Consider the following 18,524-nt stretch of genomic DNA (forward strand, 5'->3'; position numbering starts at 1 on the left):
CCGATTCCGGCGGACTTCTTCCCGCTCCGAGCGGCTACCTTGGGAGGATGACCGCAGAGGTGGGGCAGCGGTCCCGGCTGGCCGCGGTGGACAACCTGAAGGTGCTGCTCGTCGCCTGGGTGATCGGCGGGCACGCGCTCCTCGGGTACTCGGCGGTGGGCGGGTGGCCGTACGACGAGGTCAACGAAGTCACCTTCGAGCCGCACGTCGAGGCCGTGCTCGCCGCCGTCCTCGGCCCGTCCGGGCTGTTCCTGATGGGCACCTTCTACCTGCTGTCCGGCCTGTTCACCCCGGCGTCGTTGGCGCGCAAGGGCGCCGGCCGGTTCATCCGCGACCGGCTCGTCCGCCTCGGCATCCCGTTCGCGCTGTCGGCTCTGCTGGTGTGGCCGCTGACGCTGTGGGTGGCCTACCGCGCCGCCGGGCACGACGTCACGCCGTGGTGGGTGTTCACGCACCGCGACCCGCTGCTCGACTCCGGCTCGCTGTGGTTCGTCGAGATCCTGCTGCTGTTCTCCATCGCGTACGCGCTGGTCGGCAGGCCCCGGCCGGAGCCGCTCGTGCTGACCGGCGGGCACCTGGTCGCGGTCACCGCCGGCGTCGTGGTGAGCACGTTCGCGGTCCGGCTGTGGTTCCCTGCGCGCAGCGGCCAGATCGGCGACCTGCACGTCTGGTGGTGGCCGCAGCTGATCGCGATGTTCGGCCTCGGGATCGTGGGCGCGCGCTCGGGTCTGGCCCAGCGGGTGCCGGAACGGCTGTGGCGGGGCAGCCGGGTGGTCGCCGCGCTGACCATCGCGTCCGTGCCGGTGGCCGCCGTCGCCCTGGGCGTGTCCGACCTCGCGGGCCAGGCGGACCCGTTCCTCGGCGGTTGGCGGTGGCAGGCGCTGCTGTTCGCCGCGGTGGAGGCGGTGCTCGTGGTCGGCGGGTCGGTGTGGCTGCTCGGCTGGGCACAGCGCAGGCTCACCCGGGACGGCCCGCTGGCGGTGGCGCTCGCGCGCGGCGCGTTCGCCGCGTTCTTCATCCAGGGACCGGTGCTGATCGTGCTCGCCGTGGCCGCGAGGCCGCTGCCGTTCCCGGCCGAGGTGAAAGCATTCCTGGTGGCGGCGGTCGCGATCGCGGTGTCTTTCGGGGCCGGCTGGCTATTGGCCACCCGGACCACGCTCGCACGCTTTCTCTAATGTATTTGACTGTCGGTGGCGAATGCGTTAAATAGCGCCGGCTGGTGGCCGGTGTTCACGTGGTGGGAAGCACGGACGGGTGACGCGCGCACCACACCGCGTGGTTTCCACACCGTGGGACACCTGGGCATACCCGGGACGGGGGTGGGCGCCCCGGTGTGGGAGACTGCGCGCCATGGCTCCTCTTCGCTTCGCCCTGCCCAACAAGGGCTCGTTGAGTGCTCCCGCGGCGCAAATGCTGGCCGAAGCGGGTTACCGGGTGAACAGGTCCGGCCGTGAGCTGATCGTGGCGGACCCGGCAAATGATGTGCAGTTCTTTTTCCTGCGTCCCCGCGACATCGCGGTGTACGTGGGCGAGGGGTCGTTGGACGTCGGCATCACCGGTCGTGATCTGCTGCTCGATTCCACCGTGTCGGCGAAGGAAATCCTGCCGCTCGGCTTCGGCCGGGCGTCGTTCTACTTCGCGTCCAAGCCGGGCGGCATCCACGACGCCGCGGGCCTGGAGGGCAGGCGGATCGCGACCAGCTACCCGAACCTGGTCGAGCACCACCTGTCCGACCTGGGCATCAAGGCGCACCTCGTGCGGCTCGACGGCGCCGTGGAGACCGCCGTGGAGCTGGGCGTGGCCGACGCGATCGCCGACGTGGTGGAAACCGGCATCACGCTGAAGACCTCGGGCCTGGAGACGTTCGGCTCACCGATCCTCAAGTCCGAGGCCGTGCTGATCCAGGGCGACACCGTCGCCGACGCGCCGGACGCGGTGCGCGCGGTCGAGATCCTGCACCGCAGGTTGCAGGGCGTGCTGATCGCCCGCCGTTACGTGATCCTCGACTTCGACTGCCCGGTCGAGGCGCAGGAGGAGGCCTTCAAGCTGGTGCCCGGCATCGAGTCGCCGACCGTCTCGCCGCTGGCCCGCGAGGGCTGGGTCGCCGTCCGCTCCCTCGTGCCGCGCGACGACGCGCCGTTCATCATGGACGAGCTGTGGCGCGTGGGTGCCCGCGCGATCCTGGTCAGCTCCCTCGACACCTGCCGCATTTAGCGCGAACCCCAACCTTGAACTCCACGTTTCCGCACGTCACGGTGTGCGGAGGCGTGGAGTTCCGCGTTCCGGGCGGTCACCTCGCGCGTACTGGGCGTAGGACACGCGCGTTCTGGGCGTAGGACACGCGGGTGCTAGATCCGGTCTGGCGGGCGATCTCGCGCCTCCCCGGTGAGAGGAGGTGGCGCATGCGGCCGCTGCACATCGCCGTGATCATCGGCAGCACCCGGGAGGGACGCGTCGGCGACGGGGTCGGCCGCTGGATCGCCGACGTCGCGGCACAGCGCGACGACGTCGAGCCGGTGGTGCTCGACCTGGCCGACTACGACTTCCCGCCCGGCTACCCGGGCCGGCCCACCCCGGAGATCCGGCGGTTCACCGGCCAGGTGGCGGCCGCGGACGGGTTCGTCGTCGTCACGCCCGAGTACAACCGCAGCTTCCCGGCCTCCCTCAAGCAGGCCATCGACTACGCCTACGACGAGTGGCACGCCAAGCCCGTCGGGTTCGTCTCCTACGGCTACCGCTCCGAGGGCTTCCACGCGGTGGAGCACCTGCGATCAGTTTTCACCGAGTTGCACGTCATGACAGTGCGGACGAACGTCGGCGTGAACCTGCTCGTCGACGAACCGCTCGACACCGAGCACCGCCGCCGTGCCGCGGAAGCGATGTTCGACCAGCTCACCTGGTGGGCGTCGGCCCTGAAAGATGCCCGCACCCGACGCCCGTACGTCTCCTAGGGGAAGGAACACCATGAACGCCATCGAAACGTCGGGCCTGGTCAAGGTCTTCGGCGACACCCGAGCGGTGGACGGCGTCGACCTGACCGTGCCCGCCGGGACGGTGTACGGCCTGCTCGGCCCGAACGGCGCGGGCAAGACGACGACGGTCCGCATGCTCGCCACCCTGCTGCGCCCCGATGACGGGGAGGCACGGGTGTTCGGCCACGACGTGCGCGCCGACCCGAACGCGGTCCGCCAACTGGTCAGCCTCACCGGCCAGTACGCCTCCGTGGACGAGGACCTGACCGGCACCGAGAACCTGATCCTGCTGGCCAGGCTCCTCGGCCACTCCCGCGCCCACGCCCGGTCACGGGCCGCGCAGCTGCTGGAGGCGTTCGGCCTCACCGACGCCTCCGCCAAGCAGGTCAAGCACTACTCGGGCGGCATGCGCCGCCGGCTCGACATCGCGGCCAGCATCCTCAACACGCCGAAGCTGCTGTTCCTGGACGAGCCGACCACCGGCCTGGACCCGCGCAGCCGCAACCAGGTGTGGGACATCGTCCGCGCGGTCGTGGCGCACGGCACCACCGTGCTGCTGACCACGCAGTACCTGGACGAGGCCGACCAGCTCGCGTCCCGCATCGCGGTGATCGACCACGGCAAGGTCATCGCCGAGGGCACCAAGGGCGAGCTGAAGGCGTCCGTCGGCGTCGGCGCGGTGCACCTGCGGCTGCGTGACGCCGACCAGCGTCCCCGGGCCCAGCAGGTCCTGGCCCGCGCGCTGGAAACCGACGTGCAGCTCGACGCCGACCCGGTGGCACTCACCGCGAGGCTGTCCGGCCGGGCCACCGAGCAGGCCGCCGAGGCGCTGGCCCAGCTCGCCCGCGAGGGCATCACCGTCGACACGTTCTCCCTCGGTCAGCCCAGCCTGGACGAGGTCTTCCTGGCCCTCACCGACAAGAAGAAGGAGGCGGCGGCGTGACCGTCACCAAGGAAGCCGAACTCCTGCCCGCGCCCAAGGCGGAGGACCTGGCGGCGGTGCTGCTGGAGACCACGCAGCCGAGCCGCCCGAGCGCGCTGTCGGCGTCGCTCACGTTCGGCTGGCGTGCCGTGCTCAAGATCAAGCACGTGCCCGAGCAGCTGTTCGACGTCACCGCGTTCCCGATCATGATGATCCTGATGTTCACCTACCTGTTCGGCGGCGCGCTGGCCGGGTCGCCGGGGGAGTACATCCAGTACCTGCTGCCCGGCATCACGGTGACCAGCGTCGTCATGATCACCATGTACACGGGCATCGCGGTGAACACCGACATCGAGAAGGGCGTGTTCGACCGGTTCCGCACGCTGCCGATCTGGCGTCCCGCGCCGATGGTCGGCTACATCCTCGGTGACCTGCTGCGGTACGTGCTGGCGTCCACCGTGATCATGGTCGTCGGCCTGATCCTCGGGTTCCGGCCGGACGGCGGGTTCGTCGGCGTCGTGCTCGGCGTGGCGGTGCTGGTGGCGTTCTCGTTCGCGTTCTCCTGGATCTGGACCATGCTCGGCCTGCTGATGCGCAGCGAGAAGTCCGTGATGGGCGTGAGCATGCTGGTCCTGTTCCCGCTGACGTTCCTGTCCAACGTCTACGTCGACCCGGCGACGATGCCGGGCTGGCTGCAGCCGTTCGTCAACGTCAACCCGATCAGCAAGCTGGTGGAGGCGGTCCGCGCCCTCATGGCGGGTGGCTTCGACAACGACGCCATGCTCTGGACGCTCGGCTACGGCGTCTTCTTCACCGTCGTCTTCGGCGCCTGGACGATGCGCCTCTACAACCGCAAGTGACCTGAGTAGACGCACGTCGCCCCGGTCGACACGGTCTCCCGCAGGTGGGCCGCGAGACCGGGGTGGCGTCCGTCCAACTTCCGCAACGCGTCCCGGATCCGGGCGGTGACCGCCTTGCGGGCCCGTTCGGCTTCATCACCGAGCCTTCGGGTGCGCCCCGCCAACCCCGCCGCGGCGCGCAGCTCGTCCAGCAGGGCGGCGCGCTCCCGATCCAGGACCGCCGCACGCTCGTCATCGACCGCGTGGTCGATCTCCTCGTCCAACCGCGCCAACCTGCGCCGGTACCGCGCCTTCGCCTCGTCGTCCAACACCGGGTCACCACCCAGCCGTGCCGACGCCACCGCCTCCGGCGCGAGCAGCGCCACCGCCGCCACCGGCTCACCCGGGCTGCTCACCAGCACGTGCAGGTCGCGCAGCCCCTTCGAGTCGGGCATCCGCACCGTGACCCCGTCGTACGACAACGCCCACACGTCGCCGTCACGCCGGAACTCGACGCCCCGCACCACCTCCGACGCGGGCACCTCCGCCAAGTGGCGCCTCGCCCGCTCCGCCCACGGCACGGCCCGCATCCGCTCGGCCGACCGCTGCGCCGCGGTCAGCTCCTCGACCGCCTCGTCGCACCGGCCCAGCACCAGGTCCACCAGCCCGAGCCACAGGTCGACGGGCCCGCTGATGTCGCACCCGTACAGCGACACCAGCCACTTGCCCCGGTGCGGCGCCAACCGCTCCCGCACCCGCGCGGCCAGCTCCCGATCACCCGCCGCGTGCGCGAACTGCGCCTGGAACCGCAGCCACAGCCCCTCGAACGACAGCTGGTTGCGGTCGTCCTGCGCGGCCTGGCCCAGCTGGACCGGCGTGCCCGCCACGTCACCCCGCTCCACGGCGGCGATGCCGGTCAGCAGGCCGGGGAACGGGTGGTTGCTCGCGAGGAGCTCCGGCATCAGCTCGTCCAGCGCGGCGAACTCGCCCTGCGACAGCCGCAACGCCCACCACAGGTGCAGGTACATCAGCCGGAACCCGGTGTGGCTGCTCGCACCCAGCTCCGTCGCCTTCACCAGCAACGCCTCCGCCTCGGCGTACCGGCCCTGCAGCACGGCGATGATCGACTGGTCGATCGCCGCCGAGAACGCGAACCGGGTCATGCCGAGCCGCTCCGACAGCGCCACGAACGAGTGCACCTGGTCCAGGTAGCGCGGATCGCCGAGCTCCACCAGCGCTACCCACCGGAACGAGGTGGCGAAGTACTCCCCGGTCTGCGCCCCGCTGCGCCGCGAGACGGTGATCAGCTCATCGGTCAACGCCAGCCGCTGCTCCGCGTTCCCGATGCCCCAGGTGGTGTCGTGCACCGCCCACAACCCGGAGGCCAGCGCGTCGTCGTCACCGCCACCCCTCGCCGCCTCGATCGCGTGCAGGCTGATCTCCCGCGCCAGCACCTCCGTCGGCACGTCCGGTGGCGGCCCGATCAGCCTGTCGTACGCCTCCCGCACCACCACGCCGGCGCGGTCCTCGTCCTCGGCGAACCGGTACACGGCCAACGCCACCCGCGCGAACGGCTCCGGGTCGTCCAGCTCCCGCGCCAGTGCCGCCGCCTCGTCGAACACCCGCTGCGCCTCCACCGGCTCGGCGCAGTGGTACAGCTCGTTGCCCAGCTCCAACGCCACCGCGATCCGCCGCCGGGCGCCCGCGGCCCGCTCCAACGCCCGCCGGTAGTGCCCCGCGGCCTCCTCGACCGCCATCCGCCGACTGGCGTCCCGCGCCGCCGCGACGATGAGGTCCACCGCCCGGTCCGGGTCCAGCCGCTCACCGGCCAGGTGCGCGTGCCGCGCCAGGTCCGCCGGCAGCACTTCTTCGGCCGGCTCACCGTCCAAGGCGCGCACCACCGCCGCGTGCGCGGCGTCCACATCCGACAGCGCCCCGTACAACGTCTCGCGCACCAGGTCGTGCGCGAACGAGAACCGACCGCCACCCGACCCGACCACCAACCGTGCCTGCACCGCCTGGTCGAGCAACCGGTCCACCGCCGGCACCGGCAACGACGCCACCGCCGCCAACACCCTCCGGTGGAACTCGCGCCCCACCACGGCCGCCGTGGTCAACAACTCGCCGACCTGCGCGGGCAACAACGACAACCGGCGCCGCAACGCGTCCCGCACCCCCGGCGCGATCGCCGTCACCGGCCCGCCGCCGTGCCACAACCGAGCCGTCTGCTCCACGAAGAACGGATTACCGCCCGTCCTCGAATGCACCTCGGCCACCAGGTCCGCGTCCGGCTCGCGCCCGGCCGTCCGCGTCATCAGCTCACCGACCTCACCCGGCGACAACCCCGTCAACGCCACCGTCGCCGCACGACCGAGCAACGGCGTCATCAACGGCCGCAACGGGTGGTCCTCCGCGTCGACCTCCGTGTCGCGATAGGTCCCGATCACCAGCACCCGCTCGAACCACGTGTGCTGCGCCGCGAACTCCAACAACTTCAACGACGCGGGATCGGCCCAGTGCAAGTCCTCCAGCACCACCACCACGGGCCGCTGGTGCGACACGGCCACCAACGCCGACGTCACCGCGTCGAACAACGGGAAGCTCTCCGGCGTGTGCTCCGACGGCGCCTCGCCCAACAGCACCGCCAACGGCCCCGGGTCGACCGACTCCCACTCCCGCGCCGTCACCGCCCGCCGCAAGCCCCGGATCACCTGCACCCACGGCCAGTACCCGGGCGCGCTGTCGGAGTCCCAACACGACCCGCCGAGCACCAACGCCCCCGACCGCCGCGCCTGCCCGGCCGCCCCGGTCACCAAGGTCGTCTTCCCGATCCCGGCCTCACCGGCGACCAGCACCAACCCGCCGTGGCTCCCGACCGCACGCTCCACTTCCGCGCGCAGCACCCCGGCTGGATGATCACGTCCGATGAGTCGCATGGCAGCTGAAACCTAACGCATCACACCGACAACGAACCGGCATCCAGGCGATCCGACCCGCTTCGGATTCGCTCACCCGTGCGAATCCGCTGACCGTCCGCCGGCGCCGTCCTCCGTCACCGGGAGGGCTCGGTGCGATCTCCTACCTCGCCAACCCGCGCAACCGTCCGAACGCGTCATCGACCGCACCGGCCAACCGATCCGGATCACCGTCCGCCAGCGCGTTGCCTGCCGCGTAACACGCCAGCGCGACCTGGGGTGCGAGCACGGCCACTTCGGGGGACGCGCCGCGGTCGAGCAGGGTGGCGCGGAAGACGTCGCGGAGCCCGGCGAACTTCCGCCCCGAACGGTCCCGCAGCTCGGGGTTCTCGCGCAGCAACCGCTCGTGCCGGCGGTAGTGCTCGCCGTCCACGGTGAGTTCCCGGCACAGCTCCACCGCGATCGCGCGCAGCTGCGCCACCGCGCCCGCCAGGTCGGTGACCGGCGGCGCGGCCCGGAACCGCGTGGTCGCCTTCTCGACGATCGCCTGCTCGTCGGAGAACACGACCTCCTGCTTGTCGCCGAAGTAGCGGAAGAACGTCGTCCGGCCCACCTCGGCCCGTTCGGCGATGTCGGTGACCGTCACCGCGGCGAACCCGCGCTCGGCGAACAGCTCGAACGCCGCCGTCACGATCTGTTCCCGCGCACGCTGCTGCTTGCGCTCGCGCAGCGGCAGCGGTTCCGACGTCGGCATGGGCCTCAGCATAGCGGCCCGGTACGAAGTCCGGTACGGTACTGAGTACCAGTTCGCACCACGTACCGGCACGATCGGCAGAACGGACCAGGAGCCACCATGGGCACGACACTGATGACCGGCGCCAGCCGGGGCCTCGGCCGCGAGGCCGCCGAGCACCTCCTGCGCCACCACCCGGACCAGCACCTGCTCGTGGTCAACCGCAGGCCCGGCCTGGCCGCCGAACTGACCGCGAGCACGGGCAACGACAACGTCTCCGAGGTGATCTGCGACCTGGCGTCGTTCGCCGACATCCGGCGCGCCGCGGCCGAGGTCGACCGGCCGCTCGACGGGTTCCTCGGCAACGCGGGCCTGCAGATGGCCACCACAGGCAAGCGCACCGCCGACGGCATCGAGATGACCTTCGGTGTGAACGTCCTCGCCTACCACCTGCTGCTGAACCTGCTCCGCCCGCGCTTCACGAGCCCGGCGCGCGTCATCGTCGTCGGCAGCGACGTGCACGACAGCGCGCACAACAGCATGGGCCTGATCCCGCCGCCCCGCTGGAGCGACCCGCGCGAGCTGGCCAAGCCGCGCGCGGGCGGCGGCCGGGAGGGCAGGCGGGCGTACGCCACCAGCAAGCTCGGCGTGATCTACCTCGTCCACGCGCTGCGGCGCCGGCTGCCCGAGGGCGTGGACGTCTACTCCTACAACCCCGGCCTGGTGCCCGACACGGAGCTGTCGCGCGACGCGGGCCGGTTCGGGCGGGCCGCGTTCCGGGCGGTCGGCAAAGCCCTGGTCACCCTCCCGATCGCGACCACCGCGGACAAGGCGGGTCGACTGCTGGCGGAGACGATGACGGGGCCCCGCCCCGGCGAGAGCGGTTCCTACATCAGCCGGGGCGAGGTGATCCCGTCATCGTCGGAGTCCTACGACGAGCGGCGCGAGGAGGAGCTGTGGGCCGTCGCCGACGAACTGTGCGGGCTCACCGCGGACGGCGCTACCCGCACGCCACGCCGTTCAGCGTGAACCCGCCGGGCGTACCCGAGGACGACCCGGTGGCCTGATACCCGACGGTCGCGCTCTGCCCGGGCGCGAGGTTGGGCGCCCAGCTCGGCGCGGTGGCCGTGACGGTCGAACCGCTCTGGCTCACCGTCGCGTTCCACCCGCTGGTCACCGTCACGCCCGACGGCGCGGTCCAGGTGGCGCGCCAGTTCGACACCTGCCCGGAGCCGGTGTTGGTGATGGTCGCCTCCGCGGTGAACCCGCTGTTCCACGAGTTGGTGACGCGGTGCGTGGCCCGGCACGACACCGGCCCGTTGTTCTGCGACGACGTCGTCGTGGTGGTGGACGTCGAGGTGTTCGTGCCACCGGACGCGCTGAACCCGAACGAGTTCACCGCCAACCCCGGGCCGCCCTGCCACGGCTCGAAGCCGAACTGGGCGCTGGTCATGTACCAGCCCGTCTGCACCTGCCCGCGGCGCACCGCGTCGTTGGTGAACTCGGTCAGGTTCAGGTTCAGCGAGTTCGTCTTCTGCTGCCGGACGTACGAGATCACGTTCCAGCCGATGTTGCCGATCCACACGTCCCACGTGGCGCCCGCCAGCGACGCCGTGCCGACCCTGCTGCCGATCGGCTGGATCGGCCCCTGGTGGTTGCCCCAGATCATCAGCTCGGCCGCGTTCTGCCCGGACTGCTGCGGGTTCGGGTCGTACCAGAGGTCGTACGCGGCGTTCCAGTAGCCGCTCGCCGTCGAGTAGCTGACGTTGCTCGTCACCGACCCCATCCGGCTGACCTGCAACGGCAACCCGCTGCCCGACGAGCAGTTGCCGTAGTGGCAGCCCGCGTAGATCGACGGGTAGCCGGCCGGTGCGCCGTTGGTCGGCACGTTGTGGTTGCCGGCGGTGATGGTGAACCCGGTGTCGGAGACGCTGATGCACTGACCGTCGTTCGCGCCCCACTCGTTGTTCTGGACGACGTACCTGCCGCCCTGGATCTTCGTGGAGCCGTACTTCTCGCAGATGGTGGTCGCGGCGGAGGCCTGCGGCGGGCTGACGGCGACCGCAAGCCCGGCCACCAACCCGGCGACGGCCAGCCCCAGGGCGGCCAGTCGGGGAACTCGTGGATGCATTGACGAACAACTCCTTTGTTGTACGTGTCGTGCGGCCTATGCTTCTGGGAGCGCTCCCAGAACGCACTGGGGACGAGGTTAGCGCCCGGGCCAACGACGGTGAAGGGACAAAACGACGTGAGGTTGTTGCTGCTCGTCTCGCTGATAGCCCTGGCGCTCGCGCCACCGGCTGCCGCCTCCACGCCGCCGACCGCCTCGGCCGAGTGGATCGAGGCGGAGACGGGAGCCCTGTCCGGCACCGTGGTCGAGGCGAGCGTCGAGGGCTTCTCCGGCACCGGCTACGTCACCGGCTTCGACGAGACCGCCGACAGCGTCACGATCACCATCCCGGACAGCCCCGGCGGGCTGCACGACCTCACCGTCCGCTACGCCGCCCCGTACGGCCCCAAGCAGACCGCCGTCTCCCTCAACGGCACCTCCATCGGCGAGGTCGCCCTGGCCGAGAGCGCCACCTTCACCGAGGCCACCGGCGCCAAGCTCGTCCTGGCCGAGGGCGACAACACGCTCACGTTCACCACCGCCTGGGGCTGGTACCTGATCGACGCGGTCAAGGTGGCGCCGAGCGCACCTCCCGCGCCCGGCGTGCACGAAGCCGAGGACGGCGTGCTGAACGGCACCGTGGTCCAGTCCGGCGTCGCCGGCTTCTCCGGCCGCGGCTACGTCGGCGGGTTCGACCAGGCGACCGACAGCGTCACCATGACCATCCCCGACAGCCCCGGCGGGCTGCACGACCTCGCCATCTTCTACGCCACCCCGTACGGCGCGAAGACCGCGTCACTCGCGCTCAACGGCAGCGGTCTCGGCGACGTCTCGTTCCCCGAACACCCCACCTTCACCACCATCTCCGCGGGCAAGGTGTTGCTGGTCCCCGGCGACAACACGGTCACCATCACCAACAACTGGGGCTGGTACCTGATCGACGCCATCAAGGTGACGCCCAGCGCGCCGCGCGGCCCGCACCAGGTCACCGGCGCGCTCACCGACCCGGCCGCCACCGCCGAGGCCAAGGGCCTCATGCGCTACCTGGCCGACAACTACGGCCACACGATCCTCTCCGGCCAGCAGGACCAGGCGAGCATCGACTGGGTCGAGCAGAACCTCGGCAAGGCACCCGCCATCGGCGGCTACGACCTCATGGACTACTCGCCCAGCCGGGTCGAACGCGGCACCGTCGGCCGGGACGTCGACCACGCCCTCGCCTACGACACCCGCGGCGGCATCGTCACCCTGGCCTGGCACTGGAACGCCCCGTCCGGCCTGATCGACCAGCCGGGCAAGGAGTGGTGGCGCGGCTTCTACACCGACGCCACCACGTTCGACCTGGCCGCCGCGCTGGCCGACCCGACCTCGACCGACTACCGGCTGCTGATCCGCGACATGGACGCCATCGCGGTGCAGCTCAAGCGCCTCGCCGACGCCGAGGTCCCCGTGCTCTGGCGCCCGCTGCACGAAGCCGAGGGCGGCTGGTTCTGGTGGGGCGCCAAGGGCGCGGAACCCGCCAAGCAGCTCTACCGCCTCCTGCACGACCGCCTGGTGAACCACCACGAGCTGCACAACCTGATCTGGGTGTGGAACTCGATCTCACCCGACTGGTACCCCGGTGCCGACGTGGTCGACGTCGTCAGCATGGACTCCTACCCGCCCCAGGGCGACCACGGCCCGGTGATCGGCCCCTACGAGCGCCTGGTCGAGCTGGGCGGCGACAAGAAGCTGGTCGCGCTCGGCGAGGTCGGCTCCATCCCGGACCCCGACCTGGTCCGCGCCTACGAGGCCCGCTGGTCGTGGTTCGTCACCTGGTCCGGGCACTTCATCCAGGACGGCGTGGTCAACCCGCGCGACTTCGTCCAACGCGTCTACGACCACGCCGACGTCATCACGCTCGACGAGCTGCCCGACTTCAAGAAGACCCCGGGCGACTGCACCGCGACCTACCGAGTGGTGGCGCAGTGGGGCACCGGGTACCACGTCGAGATCACCCTGCGGCACCAGGAGAACTCGCCGTCCGCGGGCTGGCAGGTGACCTGGCCGTTCACCAACGGGCACGTCCGGCACGCCTGGGGCGCGACCATCAGCACCGACGGCACGACCGCGACGGCGAAGAACGTCGCGTGGAACGCGGCCGTGAAGCCGGGGGAGAGCACCACCTTCGGCTACCTCGCCAGCGGCTCCCCGACAGCGCCTGCGTTGACTTGCGCTATCGGGTGATCACGTCCGGTGGACCGGCGGGAGCGTAGAGGGGACCGGACGCGGTGTCCGCACCCACTTCCCGCCACCACCGGGCTTGTTCGGGGGTCGTGACGCCGGCGGCGGTCAAGCCGACGCCGGCGTCACGCACCACCTCCAGCACACCGGCCGGCGCCCGCGCCACCTCCGAACCCGGCCGCGCCGCGAGCGACTGGACCACCCGCACCGCTCGCACCGGCATGCCGTCGAGCAGGCGCACGAGGTCGTCCGGCGTGGCGGTGAAGTCCTCCACCTCCAGCCCGACCCCGTCCTCGGCCAGGTAACCCAGGTACGACCGCCACGTCACCCGACCGGCACCTCCGCCCACACCACCTTGCGGTCCTCGTGGTGGTCGAACCCCCAGCGCACGGACAGCCGGTTGACCAGCAGCAGCCCGTTGCCCGCGGTCGGGTCGTCCGGCCTGCCCAGCACGGGCAGCAGGCTCGGGCTGCGGTCCTCCACCTCGACCCGCACGACGTGCCGCTCGTCCACCCGCAGCAACCGCACCCGCCACGGCCCTTCGGCGTGCCGGCGCGCGTTGCCGACCAGCTCCGCCGCGATCTGCGCCAGGTCGGTCGCGCGTCGTTCGTCCATCTCGTAGGCGACCTGCCACACCCAACCGGCGATGCCGTCGGGTGTTCGGACATCGCCCAACGCCAGGTCGAGCCCGTCGTCAGGCAGGTCCACCATGTTCACGGCACGCTCCTTCGGCACCCTGTCGGCTCAAGGCGCACGCACGAGGTAACCGTTCGGCGGACGCGCCAAACCACGAACCCGCCACTTTTTCCGATCACGACGCGGCCTGACGTTCGGTAGCGAACCGGCCGCGCGTCGTGAGCGCGATCGGTAGGCTGGCCCGACGATCTTGCCCTCGACGTGGGAGGTCACGGGTGGTCGGCGAACAGCGGTCGGCGCGCAACGAGTTCAGCGGGTCGGCCGAGACCGTGGTGCAGGCCGGCGCGGTCCACGGCGGCGTGCACTTCCACGGTGTCGACGTCCGGTGGCCGGCCACGAGGGTGCCGCGCCAGTTACCGCCGCGCATCGACCTGCTCAACCAGGTGCGCGTGCTGGCGGAGCTGGAGCGGGGACTCGCCGACCGGCCGCCGCTGGACGAGCCGGTGGTGAAGGTCGTGCTCGGGCCGCGGGGGAGCGGCAAGTCGACCGTGGCCACGTCCTGGCTGCACGACGTGCGCGACCGGTTCCCCGACGGGCAGCTGTACGCGACGCTCGGCGCGTGGAGCGATCAGCAGGTCGCGCCGCGCGAGGTGCTGGGCGAGTTCCTGGTGTCGCTGGGCGTGCAACGCGGGAACCTGCCCGCGGACCTGGCGTCGCGGGCGGCGATGTTCCGGTCGGTCACGCACGGGCTGTCGCTGGCCGTGTTCCTCGACGACGTCGTCTCGCCCGCCCAGGTCCGCTCCCTGCTGCCCGGCCCCGGTGGTTCGGTCGTGGTCGTCACCGGTCACGGCGCGTTCGGGGTGCTGGCGCGGCAACGGGCCACGTTGATCGACATCGACCCGCTGGAACCGGACATGGCGGTGGAGCTGCTGCGCCAGTTCGCCGGCGACCGGGTGCGGGACGACCCGGACGCGCTGGCCGCGGTGCTGGAGCTGTGCTCGGGTCTGCCCGTGGCGTTGGGCCTGGTCGGTGGGATGCTCGCCGAGCAGCCTGCGCTGTCGGTGGCCGAGTTGCTGGAGGAGCTGGCCGACCCGGACGGCGGGATCACGGCCGTGGCGGTCGGCGACGAGCCGACGGTGGGCTCCTTGTTCGACGCCACGTACGCGCGGCTGAGCCCTCAGGCGCAGGCCGTCTACCGGGCGTTGGGCGCGCACCCGGGCACCGGTGACGTGTCGGTGGCGGCCCTGGCCGCGGGCTTGGGCCTCGGTGAGGCGAAGGTCCGGGGCGCGGTGCGCGAGCTGGTGTCGCTGAGGGTGGCGGAGGACCCGGTCGCCGGTCGGCTGCTCGTGCACACCCTCGTGCGCGGGCACGCGGCGCGGATCGGCGAGGTGGTCGACCGGTCCGAGCGCGACGCCGTGCGGCGGCGGTTGACCGACTTCTACGTCACCGGCGCGGTCACCGCCGAGGCCGCGGTGATGGGGCAGCGGGTGTGGCGGGGCAGGCTGTTCCCCGACGTCCGGCCGCGAGCGGGGCACGTCGCCGAGGCCGATCCGCGCGGGTGGCTGGAACGCGAGCGGGCGAACCTGCGTGCCGTGGCGACCGCGTCCTATGAGGACGGTGCGCTCGACGCGGTCGTGGTGCTCGGCCTGGTGCTGTGGGCGTTGTACGAGCCGGGCAAGTACTACGACGACCTGCTGGCGGTAGACGAACTCGGGGTGCGCGCGGCGGAGCACGTGGGCGGCGACGTGGTGCGGGCGGTGCTGCTGACCCAGATGGGGTTCGCCCACCTGCACCTCGGCGACACCGACGCGGCGCTGGCCGCCTGCGCTTCGGCGATCGACCTCGCGCGGCGGGCGGGCGACGTCGAGGCGGAGGCGACCGCGGTGGAGTGCGCCGGGCTGGTGCGACTGGCGCGGGACGAGCCGGACGAGGCGCGGGCCGTGCTGCGGCGGAACCTGGAGCTGGCCGAGTCGGTCGGTGATCCCCGCCGGATCGCGTTGGCGCGGTTCCACCTGGCCAAGGCGGAACCGCCGGCGGCGGCCGTCGTGCTGCTCGACCAGGCGTTGGCGGGTTTCCGCGGGCTGGCCACGCCGGAGCCGCGCAACTTCGCCAAGATCATGCTGTGGCAGGGGCTCAAGCTCGGCGCCTCGGGGCTGACCTCCCAGGCCGGGGAACGGCTGGAGCAGGCCAGGGCGATCACGGCCGAGCAGAACTGGCCGTTCGACCACGCCCAGGTGCTCGACGCGCTCGGCGACCTGGAGACCGGTGACGCCGCGAAGGCGTACTACGAGCAGGCGATCGCGCTGTACGCCGAGCACGGGTTCGTCACCGCGATGAACCGCACCGCTCAGCGGTTGGCCGCGGTGAGCTGACGCACCTCGGCGGTGAACTCCTCGCCGCCCAGCGTCACGGTGACGCGTGCCGGGAACGCCACGGCCGCGAGCTGCCAGGCGTGCACGACCGACGCCCACACCCGTCCCGCCGGTGAGGGACCGGTGAACGCCAGGAGCGCGCCGTCACGCGTGCCGACGAGCCAGCGCCCGGTCTCGTCCGGCATCGACGCCGAGCCGAGACCGGGCAACGCGTCGAGCGTCGCCGCGATCCACCGCCGAGCGTCACCGGCGTGGTCCTGGACGACGATCTCCGCGCTCTCCAGCACCACGGCGCTCGGGGTGTCCACGCCCACCACGAGGTGGCCGTCCGGTGGTGAGGCTCGACGGAGGTCGACGGGGAAGCGGACCACCCGGGCCCGGTCGGGCGCGTCGAGTTCGACCGTGACCCACTGGTGCACCACCGGCGCGGTGGGCACCCGGGCGACGGGAACCGTGCGCACCTCCGGCTCCTCCGGCGGTTCGTCCAGCCGCAGCCGCCGGTAGAACTCGGTGCGCAACAACGGCGCCGCCCGTCCCGGCACCGAACTGACCAGGGCGGCGATCCCGGCGAGCTCGTCGCTCATCCGGGCGGCGTCGAGCTGGTCGCGCAGCGGACGGTCGAGGGCCAGGTGATCGGCTTTGTCGATGAACCGACCCACTGCCGACGCGGGGTCGACGGCGTCCGGCGCGGCGGCGGCGAGCAGCACCGGCCGACCCAAGGCCGCGCCGTAGAACGTCACCGACCCGTGGTCGCCGACCACGACATCGGCCGCGACCAGCGCGGCACGCCACCCCTCTTCCGGTGGCAGCACCACGACCCCGGCCCGTGCGCACTCGTCCAGCCACATCCCGACCTGCCACGGCGAGTGGCCGAACCACGTGTTCGGGTGCAGCGCCAACGCGATCCGGTACTCGTCCAGCGGGAGTTCCAGGCGCAGCCGACGCACCACGTCCGCCGCCCGGTCGTACAGGCTGCCGGGCCCCCACGTCGAGGACACGACCACCAACCGCTGACCGGACCGGACACCCAAAGCGGCCCGGTACGTCGCGCGAAGCGGGACGCCGGCCAGCATCCGGTCGAAGCACGGATCACCCGCGACGACCGCGGCCGGAACGGCCTGCGGGCAGCTCAGCCGGAGCCGGTCCAGCTGCTCGGTGTGCGAGAGGATCACGCTCGACGGGATCAGCCGGCCGTCGTGGGTCAGCCATTCGGGAGACAACCCGAAAACCGGTTTCCGGTTTCCGGTTTCCGGTTTCCGGTTTCCGGTTTCCGGTTTCAGATATTTATTGTATCCCATTCCGTGCGGCAATACGGCGAGCGGTGCGTTCAGCCGTTCCAGCGGACCGCCGTAGCTGGAGGCGATGGCCAGGTCGAACGGCGTCCGCTCGGCCTGCGCCCAGTCGATCGCCTGCACGCCGAGGTCGGCCAGGTGTTCGGCCGTGCCGGGCGTGAACGCGGACGACCCGGTGCAGGTGAACAGCACCTGGATCCGCGGGTCGGTGGCGACCAGCGGCAGGACGTCGAACAGGCGCGTCGCCGACGTCACGTTGTGGACGACGCCGAGCACGAGTCTCTCGGCTCGACGAGTGGCCCAACCGGTCGCGAACACGAGGCGCGATCTTAACCGCTGTTAGGCTCGATCCGTGGTGAAGGAGATCGACCTCCGGCTGGACGACGGCCGCACGCTGCACGCGTACGACACCGGCACCGGCGACCTGGCCGTCTTCTGGCACCACGGCACACCGAACATCGGCGCACCGCCCGTGCCGCTCTTCGCCGCCGCCCGACGGCTCGGCCTGCGCTGGGTGTCCTACGACCGCCCCGGCTACGGCGGGTCGACGCCGCTGCCCGACCGGACCGTCGCGTCCGCCGCCACCTGCGCCGCCGCGGTCGCCGACGAGTTGGGCATCGACCGGTTCGCGGTGTTCGGGCACTCCGGCGGCGGGCCGCACGCCCTGGCGTGTGGCGCGTTGTCGCCGCAACGGGTGCTCGGCGTGGTCAGCGTGGCCGGGCTCGCGCCGCGCGACGCGGACGGGCTCGACTGGTTCGCGGGCATGGCGGCGTCCGGGGTGGCGTCGTTGCGCGCGGCCGAGGCCGGGCGGGCGGTGAAGGAGCGGTTCGAGGCGTCGGGCGTCGTGTACGACCCGGAGTTCACCGAGGCCGACCTCGCCGCGCTGCACGGCGACTGGTCGTGGTTCAACGAAGTGGTCGGCCCGGCGGTGCAGGCCGGCCCGGCCGCGTCGATCGACGACGACCTCGCCTACGTCAACCCGTGGGGTTTCGAAACCCGCTCGCGGCCAACACCGCCGTGATCCACTCGTGGTCCCTGGTCAGCCGCGTCTCCAACTCCGCCGCCTGGGACCAGTCGGCCTGCAGGGGGAACACGCCGACGTCACCGGCGACCTGGAACACGTACCCGCGCCGCCCCGCCGGCCGCAGCCGGACCGGCCGTGACACCAGCGGCAAGCACACCCGCCTGCGCTGGCCGCCCACGGTCGCCGGTCCGCACAGGAACGCCCAGCCGAGCCGCAGCAGCCGGTCTTCCTGGTGCAACGCGTCGAACGACGCCAACCGGTCGACCGTCGCCCGCTGGTCCGGCCGCGCGGTCCACGGCGTCGGCGGCTCGGTGGGCGGGTCCTGGTCGAGGGTGAGGGCTCGCCACGCGGACTCGTCCGCGCCCAACCACACCAGCCCGGCCGTCCGGGTCAGGTCGAGCTGCACCCGCTGCGGCTGCTCGGACGCGCTGAGCCGGGCCAGCGTGCGCAGCACTGCGGGAACGGTCACGGGGAATCCTGCCACCC

At 71.8% G+C, this 18,524-nt stretch carries 16 protein-coding genes; 9 read left to right on the forward strand and 7 right to left on the reverse strand.

The window, feature by feature from the left end; genetic code table 11:
• The first annotated feature begins 47 nt into the window (after positions 1-47).
• The 5 genes from A6A25_RS08465 to A6A25_RS08485 all read left to right on the forward strand — a co-directional run bounded on the left by A6A25_RS08465 (position 48) and on the right by A6A25_RS08485 (position 4,754).
• Complete coding sequence (locus A6A25_RS08465; protein WP_083668143.1) at positions 48-1,175, forward strand: acyltransferase family protein; 1,128 nt, start codon at positions 48-50, stop codon at positions 1,173-1,175.
• A 175-nt stretch (positions 1,176-1,350) separates the two neighbouring features.
• Entirely contained in the window at positions 1,351-2,214 is an 864-nt protein-coding gene (gene hisG, locus A6A25_RS08470; RefSeq protein ID WP_073887428.1) for an ATP phosphoribosyltransferase, read from the forward strand.
• A 188-nt stretch (positions 2,215-2,402) separates the two neighbouring features.
• Positions 2,403-2,951, forward strand: a complete 549-nt coding sequence (locus A6A25_RS08475; protein WP_073887429.1) for an NADPH-dependent FMN reductase — start codon at positions 2,403-2,405, stop codon at positions 2,949-2,951.
• Positions 2,952-2,964: 13 nt separating this feature from the next.
• Positions 2,965-3,915, forward strand: a complete 951-nt coding sequence (locus tag A6A25_RS08480) for an ATP-binding cassette domain-containing protein (protein ID WP_143193025.1) — start codon at positions 2,965-2,967, stop codon at positions 3,913-3,915.
• Positions 3,912-4,754 carry an ABC transporter permease gene (locus tag A6A25_RS08485; protein WP_073887431.1) on the forward strand — a complete coding sequence of 281 codons (843 nt, stop codon included), beginning with the start codon at positions 3,912-3,914 and terminating at the stop codon, positions 4,752-4,754. The genes A6A25_RS08480 and A6A25_RS08485 overlap by 4 nt, the downstream gene beginning before the upstream one ends.
• Here the strand turns inward: A6A25_RS08485 and A6A25_RS08490 are convergent.
• Together A6A25_RS08490 and A6A25_RS08495 are read right to left on the reverse strand one after the other, a co-directional pair.
• Positions 4,739-7,669, reverse strand: coding sequence for an ATP-binding protein (locus tag A6A25_RS08490; protein ID WP_073887432.1), 2,931 nt, complete (start codon positions 7,667-7,669; stop codon positions 4,739-4,741). The genes A6A25_RS08485 and A6A25_RS08490 overlap by 16 nt on opposite strands.
• 142 nt (positions 7,670-7,811) lie before the next feature.
• Positions 7,812-8,402, reverse strand: coding sequence for a TetR family transcriptional regulator (locus tag A6A25_RS08495; protein WP_073887433.1), 591 nt, complete (start codon positions 8,400-8,402; stop codon positions 7,812-7,814).
• Between the two features lie 99 nt (positions 8,403-8,501).
• On the opposite strand from A6A25_RS08495, the gene A6A25_RS08500 reads away from it, so the two are divergent.
• Positions 8,502-9,410, forward strand: a complete 909-nt coding sequence (locus A6A25_RS08500; RefSeq protein WP_073887434.1) for an SDR family NAD(P)-dependent oxidoreductase — start codon at positions 8,502-8,504, stop codon at positions 9,408-9,410.
• Here A6A25_RS08500 and A6A25_RS08505 read toward each other — a convergent pair.
• On the reverse strand, positions 9,382-10,512 hold the full coding sequence (locus A6A25_RS08505) for a GH12 family glycosyl hydrolase domain-containing protein (protein ID WP_073887435.1): 1,131 nt from the start codon (positions 10,510-10,512) through the stop codon (positions 9,382-9,384). The two genes, A6A25_RS08500 and A6A25_RS08505, sit on opposite strands and share 29 nt — an antisense overlap.
• Before the next feature lie 117 nt (positions 10,513-10,629).
• Here A6A25_RS08505 and A6A25_RS08510 point away from each other — a divergent pair, with 117 nt between their 5' ends.
• The gene (locus tag A6A25_RS08510) at positions 10,630-12,717 is read left to right on the forward strand and encodes a glycosyl hydrolase (protein ID WP_073887436.1); all 2,088 of its coding nucleotides are present in this window, start codon (positions 10,630-10,632) and stop codon (positions 12,715-12,717) included.
• Here A6A25_RS08510 and A6A25_RS43880 read toward each other — a convergent pair.
• The gene (locus tag A6A25_RS43880) at positions 12,707-13,042 is read right to left on the reverse strand and encodes an EAL domain-containing protein (protein ID WP_158073697.1); all 336 of its coding nucleotides are present in this window, start codon (positions 13,040-13,042) and stop codon (positions 12,707-12,709) included. The genes A6A25_RS08510 and A6A25_RS43880 overlap by 11 nt on opposite strands.
• Positions 13,039-13,431 (reverse strand): ATP-binding protein, encoded by a 393-nt coding sequence (locus tag A6A25_RS43885; protein ID WP_083668147.1) that lies wholly within the window; start codon positions 13,429-13,431, stop codon positions 13,039-13,041. Before A6A25_RS43885 ends, A6A25_RS43880 begins: the two co-directional genes overlap by 4 nt.
• 194 nt (positions 13,432-13,625) lie before the next feature.
• Between A6A25_RS43885 and A6A25_RS08525 the strand changes: the two genes are divergently transcribed.
• Positions 13,626-15,722, forward strand: coding sequence for a tetratricopeptide repeat protein (locus A6A25_RS08525; protein WP_073887438.1), 2,097 nt, complete (start codon positions 13,626-13,628; stop codon positions 15,720-15,722).
• Here the strand turns inward: A6A25_RS08525 and A6A25_RS08530 are convergent.
• A complete protein-coding gene (locus A6A25_RS08530) occupies positions 15,698-17,332 on the reverse strand; it encodes a hypothetical protein (RefSeq protein WP_143193027.1) in 1,635 nt (544 codons plus the stop codon). The genes A6A25_RS08525 and A6A25_RS08530 overlap by 25 nt on opposite strands.
• 34 nt (positions 17,333-17,366) lie before the next feature.
• Between A6A25_RS08530 and A6A25_RS08535 the strand changes: the two genes are divergently transcribed.
• Positions 17,367-18,035 carry an alpha/beta fold hydrolase gene (locus tag A6A25_RS08535; RefSeq protein WP_198932613.1) on the forward strand — a complete coding sequence of 223 codons (669 nt, stop codon included), beginning with the start codon at positions 17,367-17,369 and terminating at the stop codon, positions 18,033-18,035.
• Here A6A25_RS08535 and A6A25_RS08540 read toward each other — a convergent pair.
• A complete protein-coding gene (locus A6A25_RS08540; protein ID WP_143193028.1) occupies positions 17,989-18,507 on the reverse strand; it encodes a hypothetical protein in 519 nt (172 codons plus the stop codon). The genes A6A25_RS08535 and A6A25_RS08540 overlap by 47 nt on opposite strands.
• Positions 18,508-18,524 lie beyond the last annotated feature (17 nt).

Source organism: Saccharothrix sp. CB00851 (assembly GCF_001905065.1).
Lineage (GTDB): Bacteria > Actinomycetota > Actinomycetes > Mycobacteriales > Pseudonocardiaceae > Actinosynnema.

Bases quoted from the DNA above. Each gene is read 5' to 3' on its own strand.
- A6A25_RS08475 (WP_073887429.1), top strand. From the start codon at position 2,403: ATGCGGCCGCTGCACATCGCCGTGATCATCGGCAGCACCCGGGAGGGA.
- A6A25_RS08505 (WP_073887435.1), bottom strand. From the start codon at position 10,512: ATGCATCCACGAGTTCCCCGACTGGCCGCCCTGGGGCTGGCCGTCGCC.
- A6A25_RS08480 (WP_143193025.1), top strand. From the start codon at position 2,965: ATGAACGCCATCGAAACGTCGGGCCTGGTCAAGGTCTTCGGCGACACC.
- A6A25_RS08465 (WP_083668143.1), top strand. From the start codon at position 48: ATGACCGCAGAGGTGGGGCAGCGGTCCCGGCTGGCCGCGGTGGACAAC.
- A6A25_RS08495 (WP_073887433.1), bottom strand. From the start codon at position 8,402: ATGCCGACGTCGGAACCGCTGCCGCTGCGCGAGCGCAAGCAGCAGCGT.
- A6A25_RS08500 (WP_073887434.1), top strand. From the start codon at position 8,502: ATGGGCACGACACTGATGACCGGCGCCAGCCGGGGCCTCGGCCGCGAG.
- A6A25_RS08490 (WP_073887432.1), bottom strand. From the start codon at position 7,669: ATGCGACTCATCGGACGTGATCATCCAGCCGGGGTGCTGCGCGCGGAA.
- hisG (WP_073887428.1), top strand. From the start codon at position 1,351: ATGGCTCCTCTTCGCTTCGCCCTGCCCAACAAGGGCTCGTTGAGTGCT.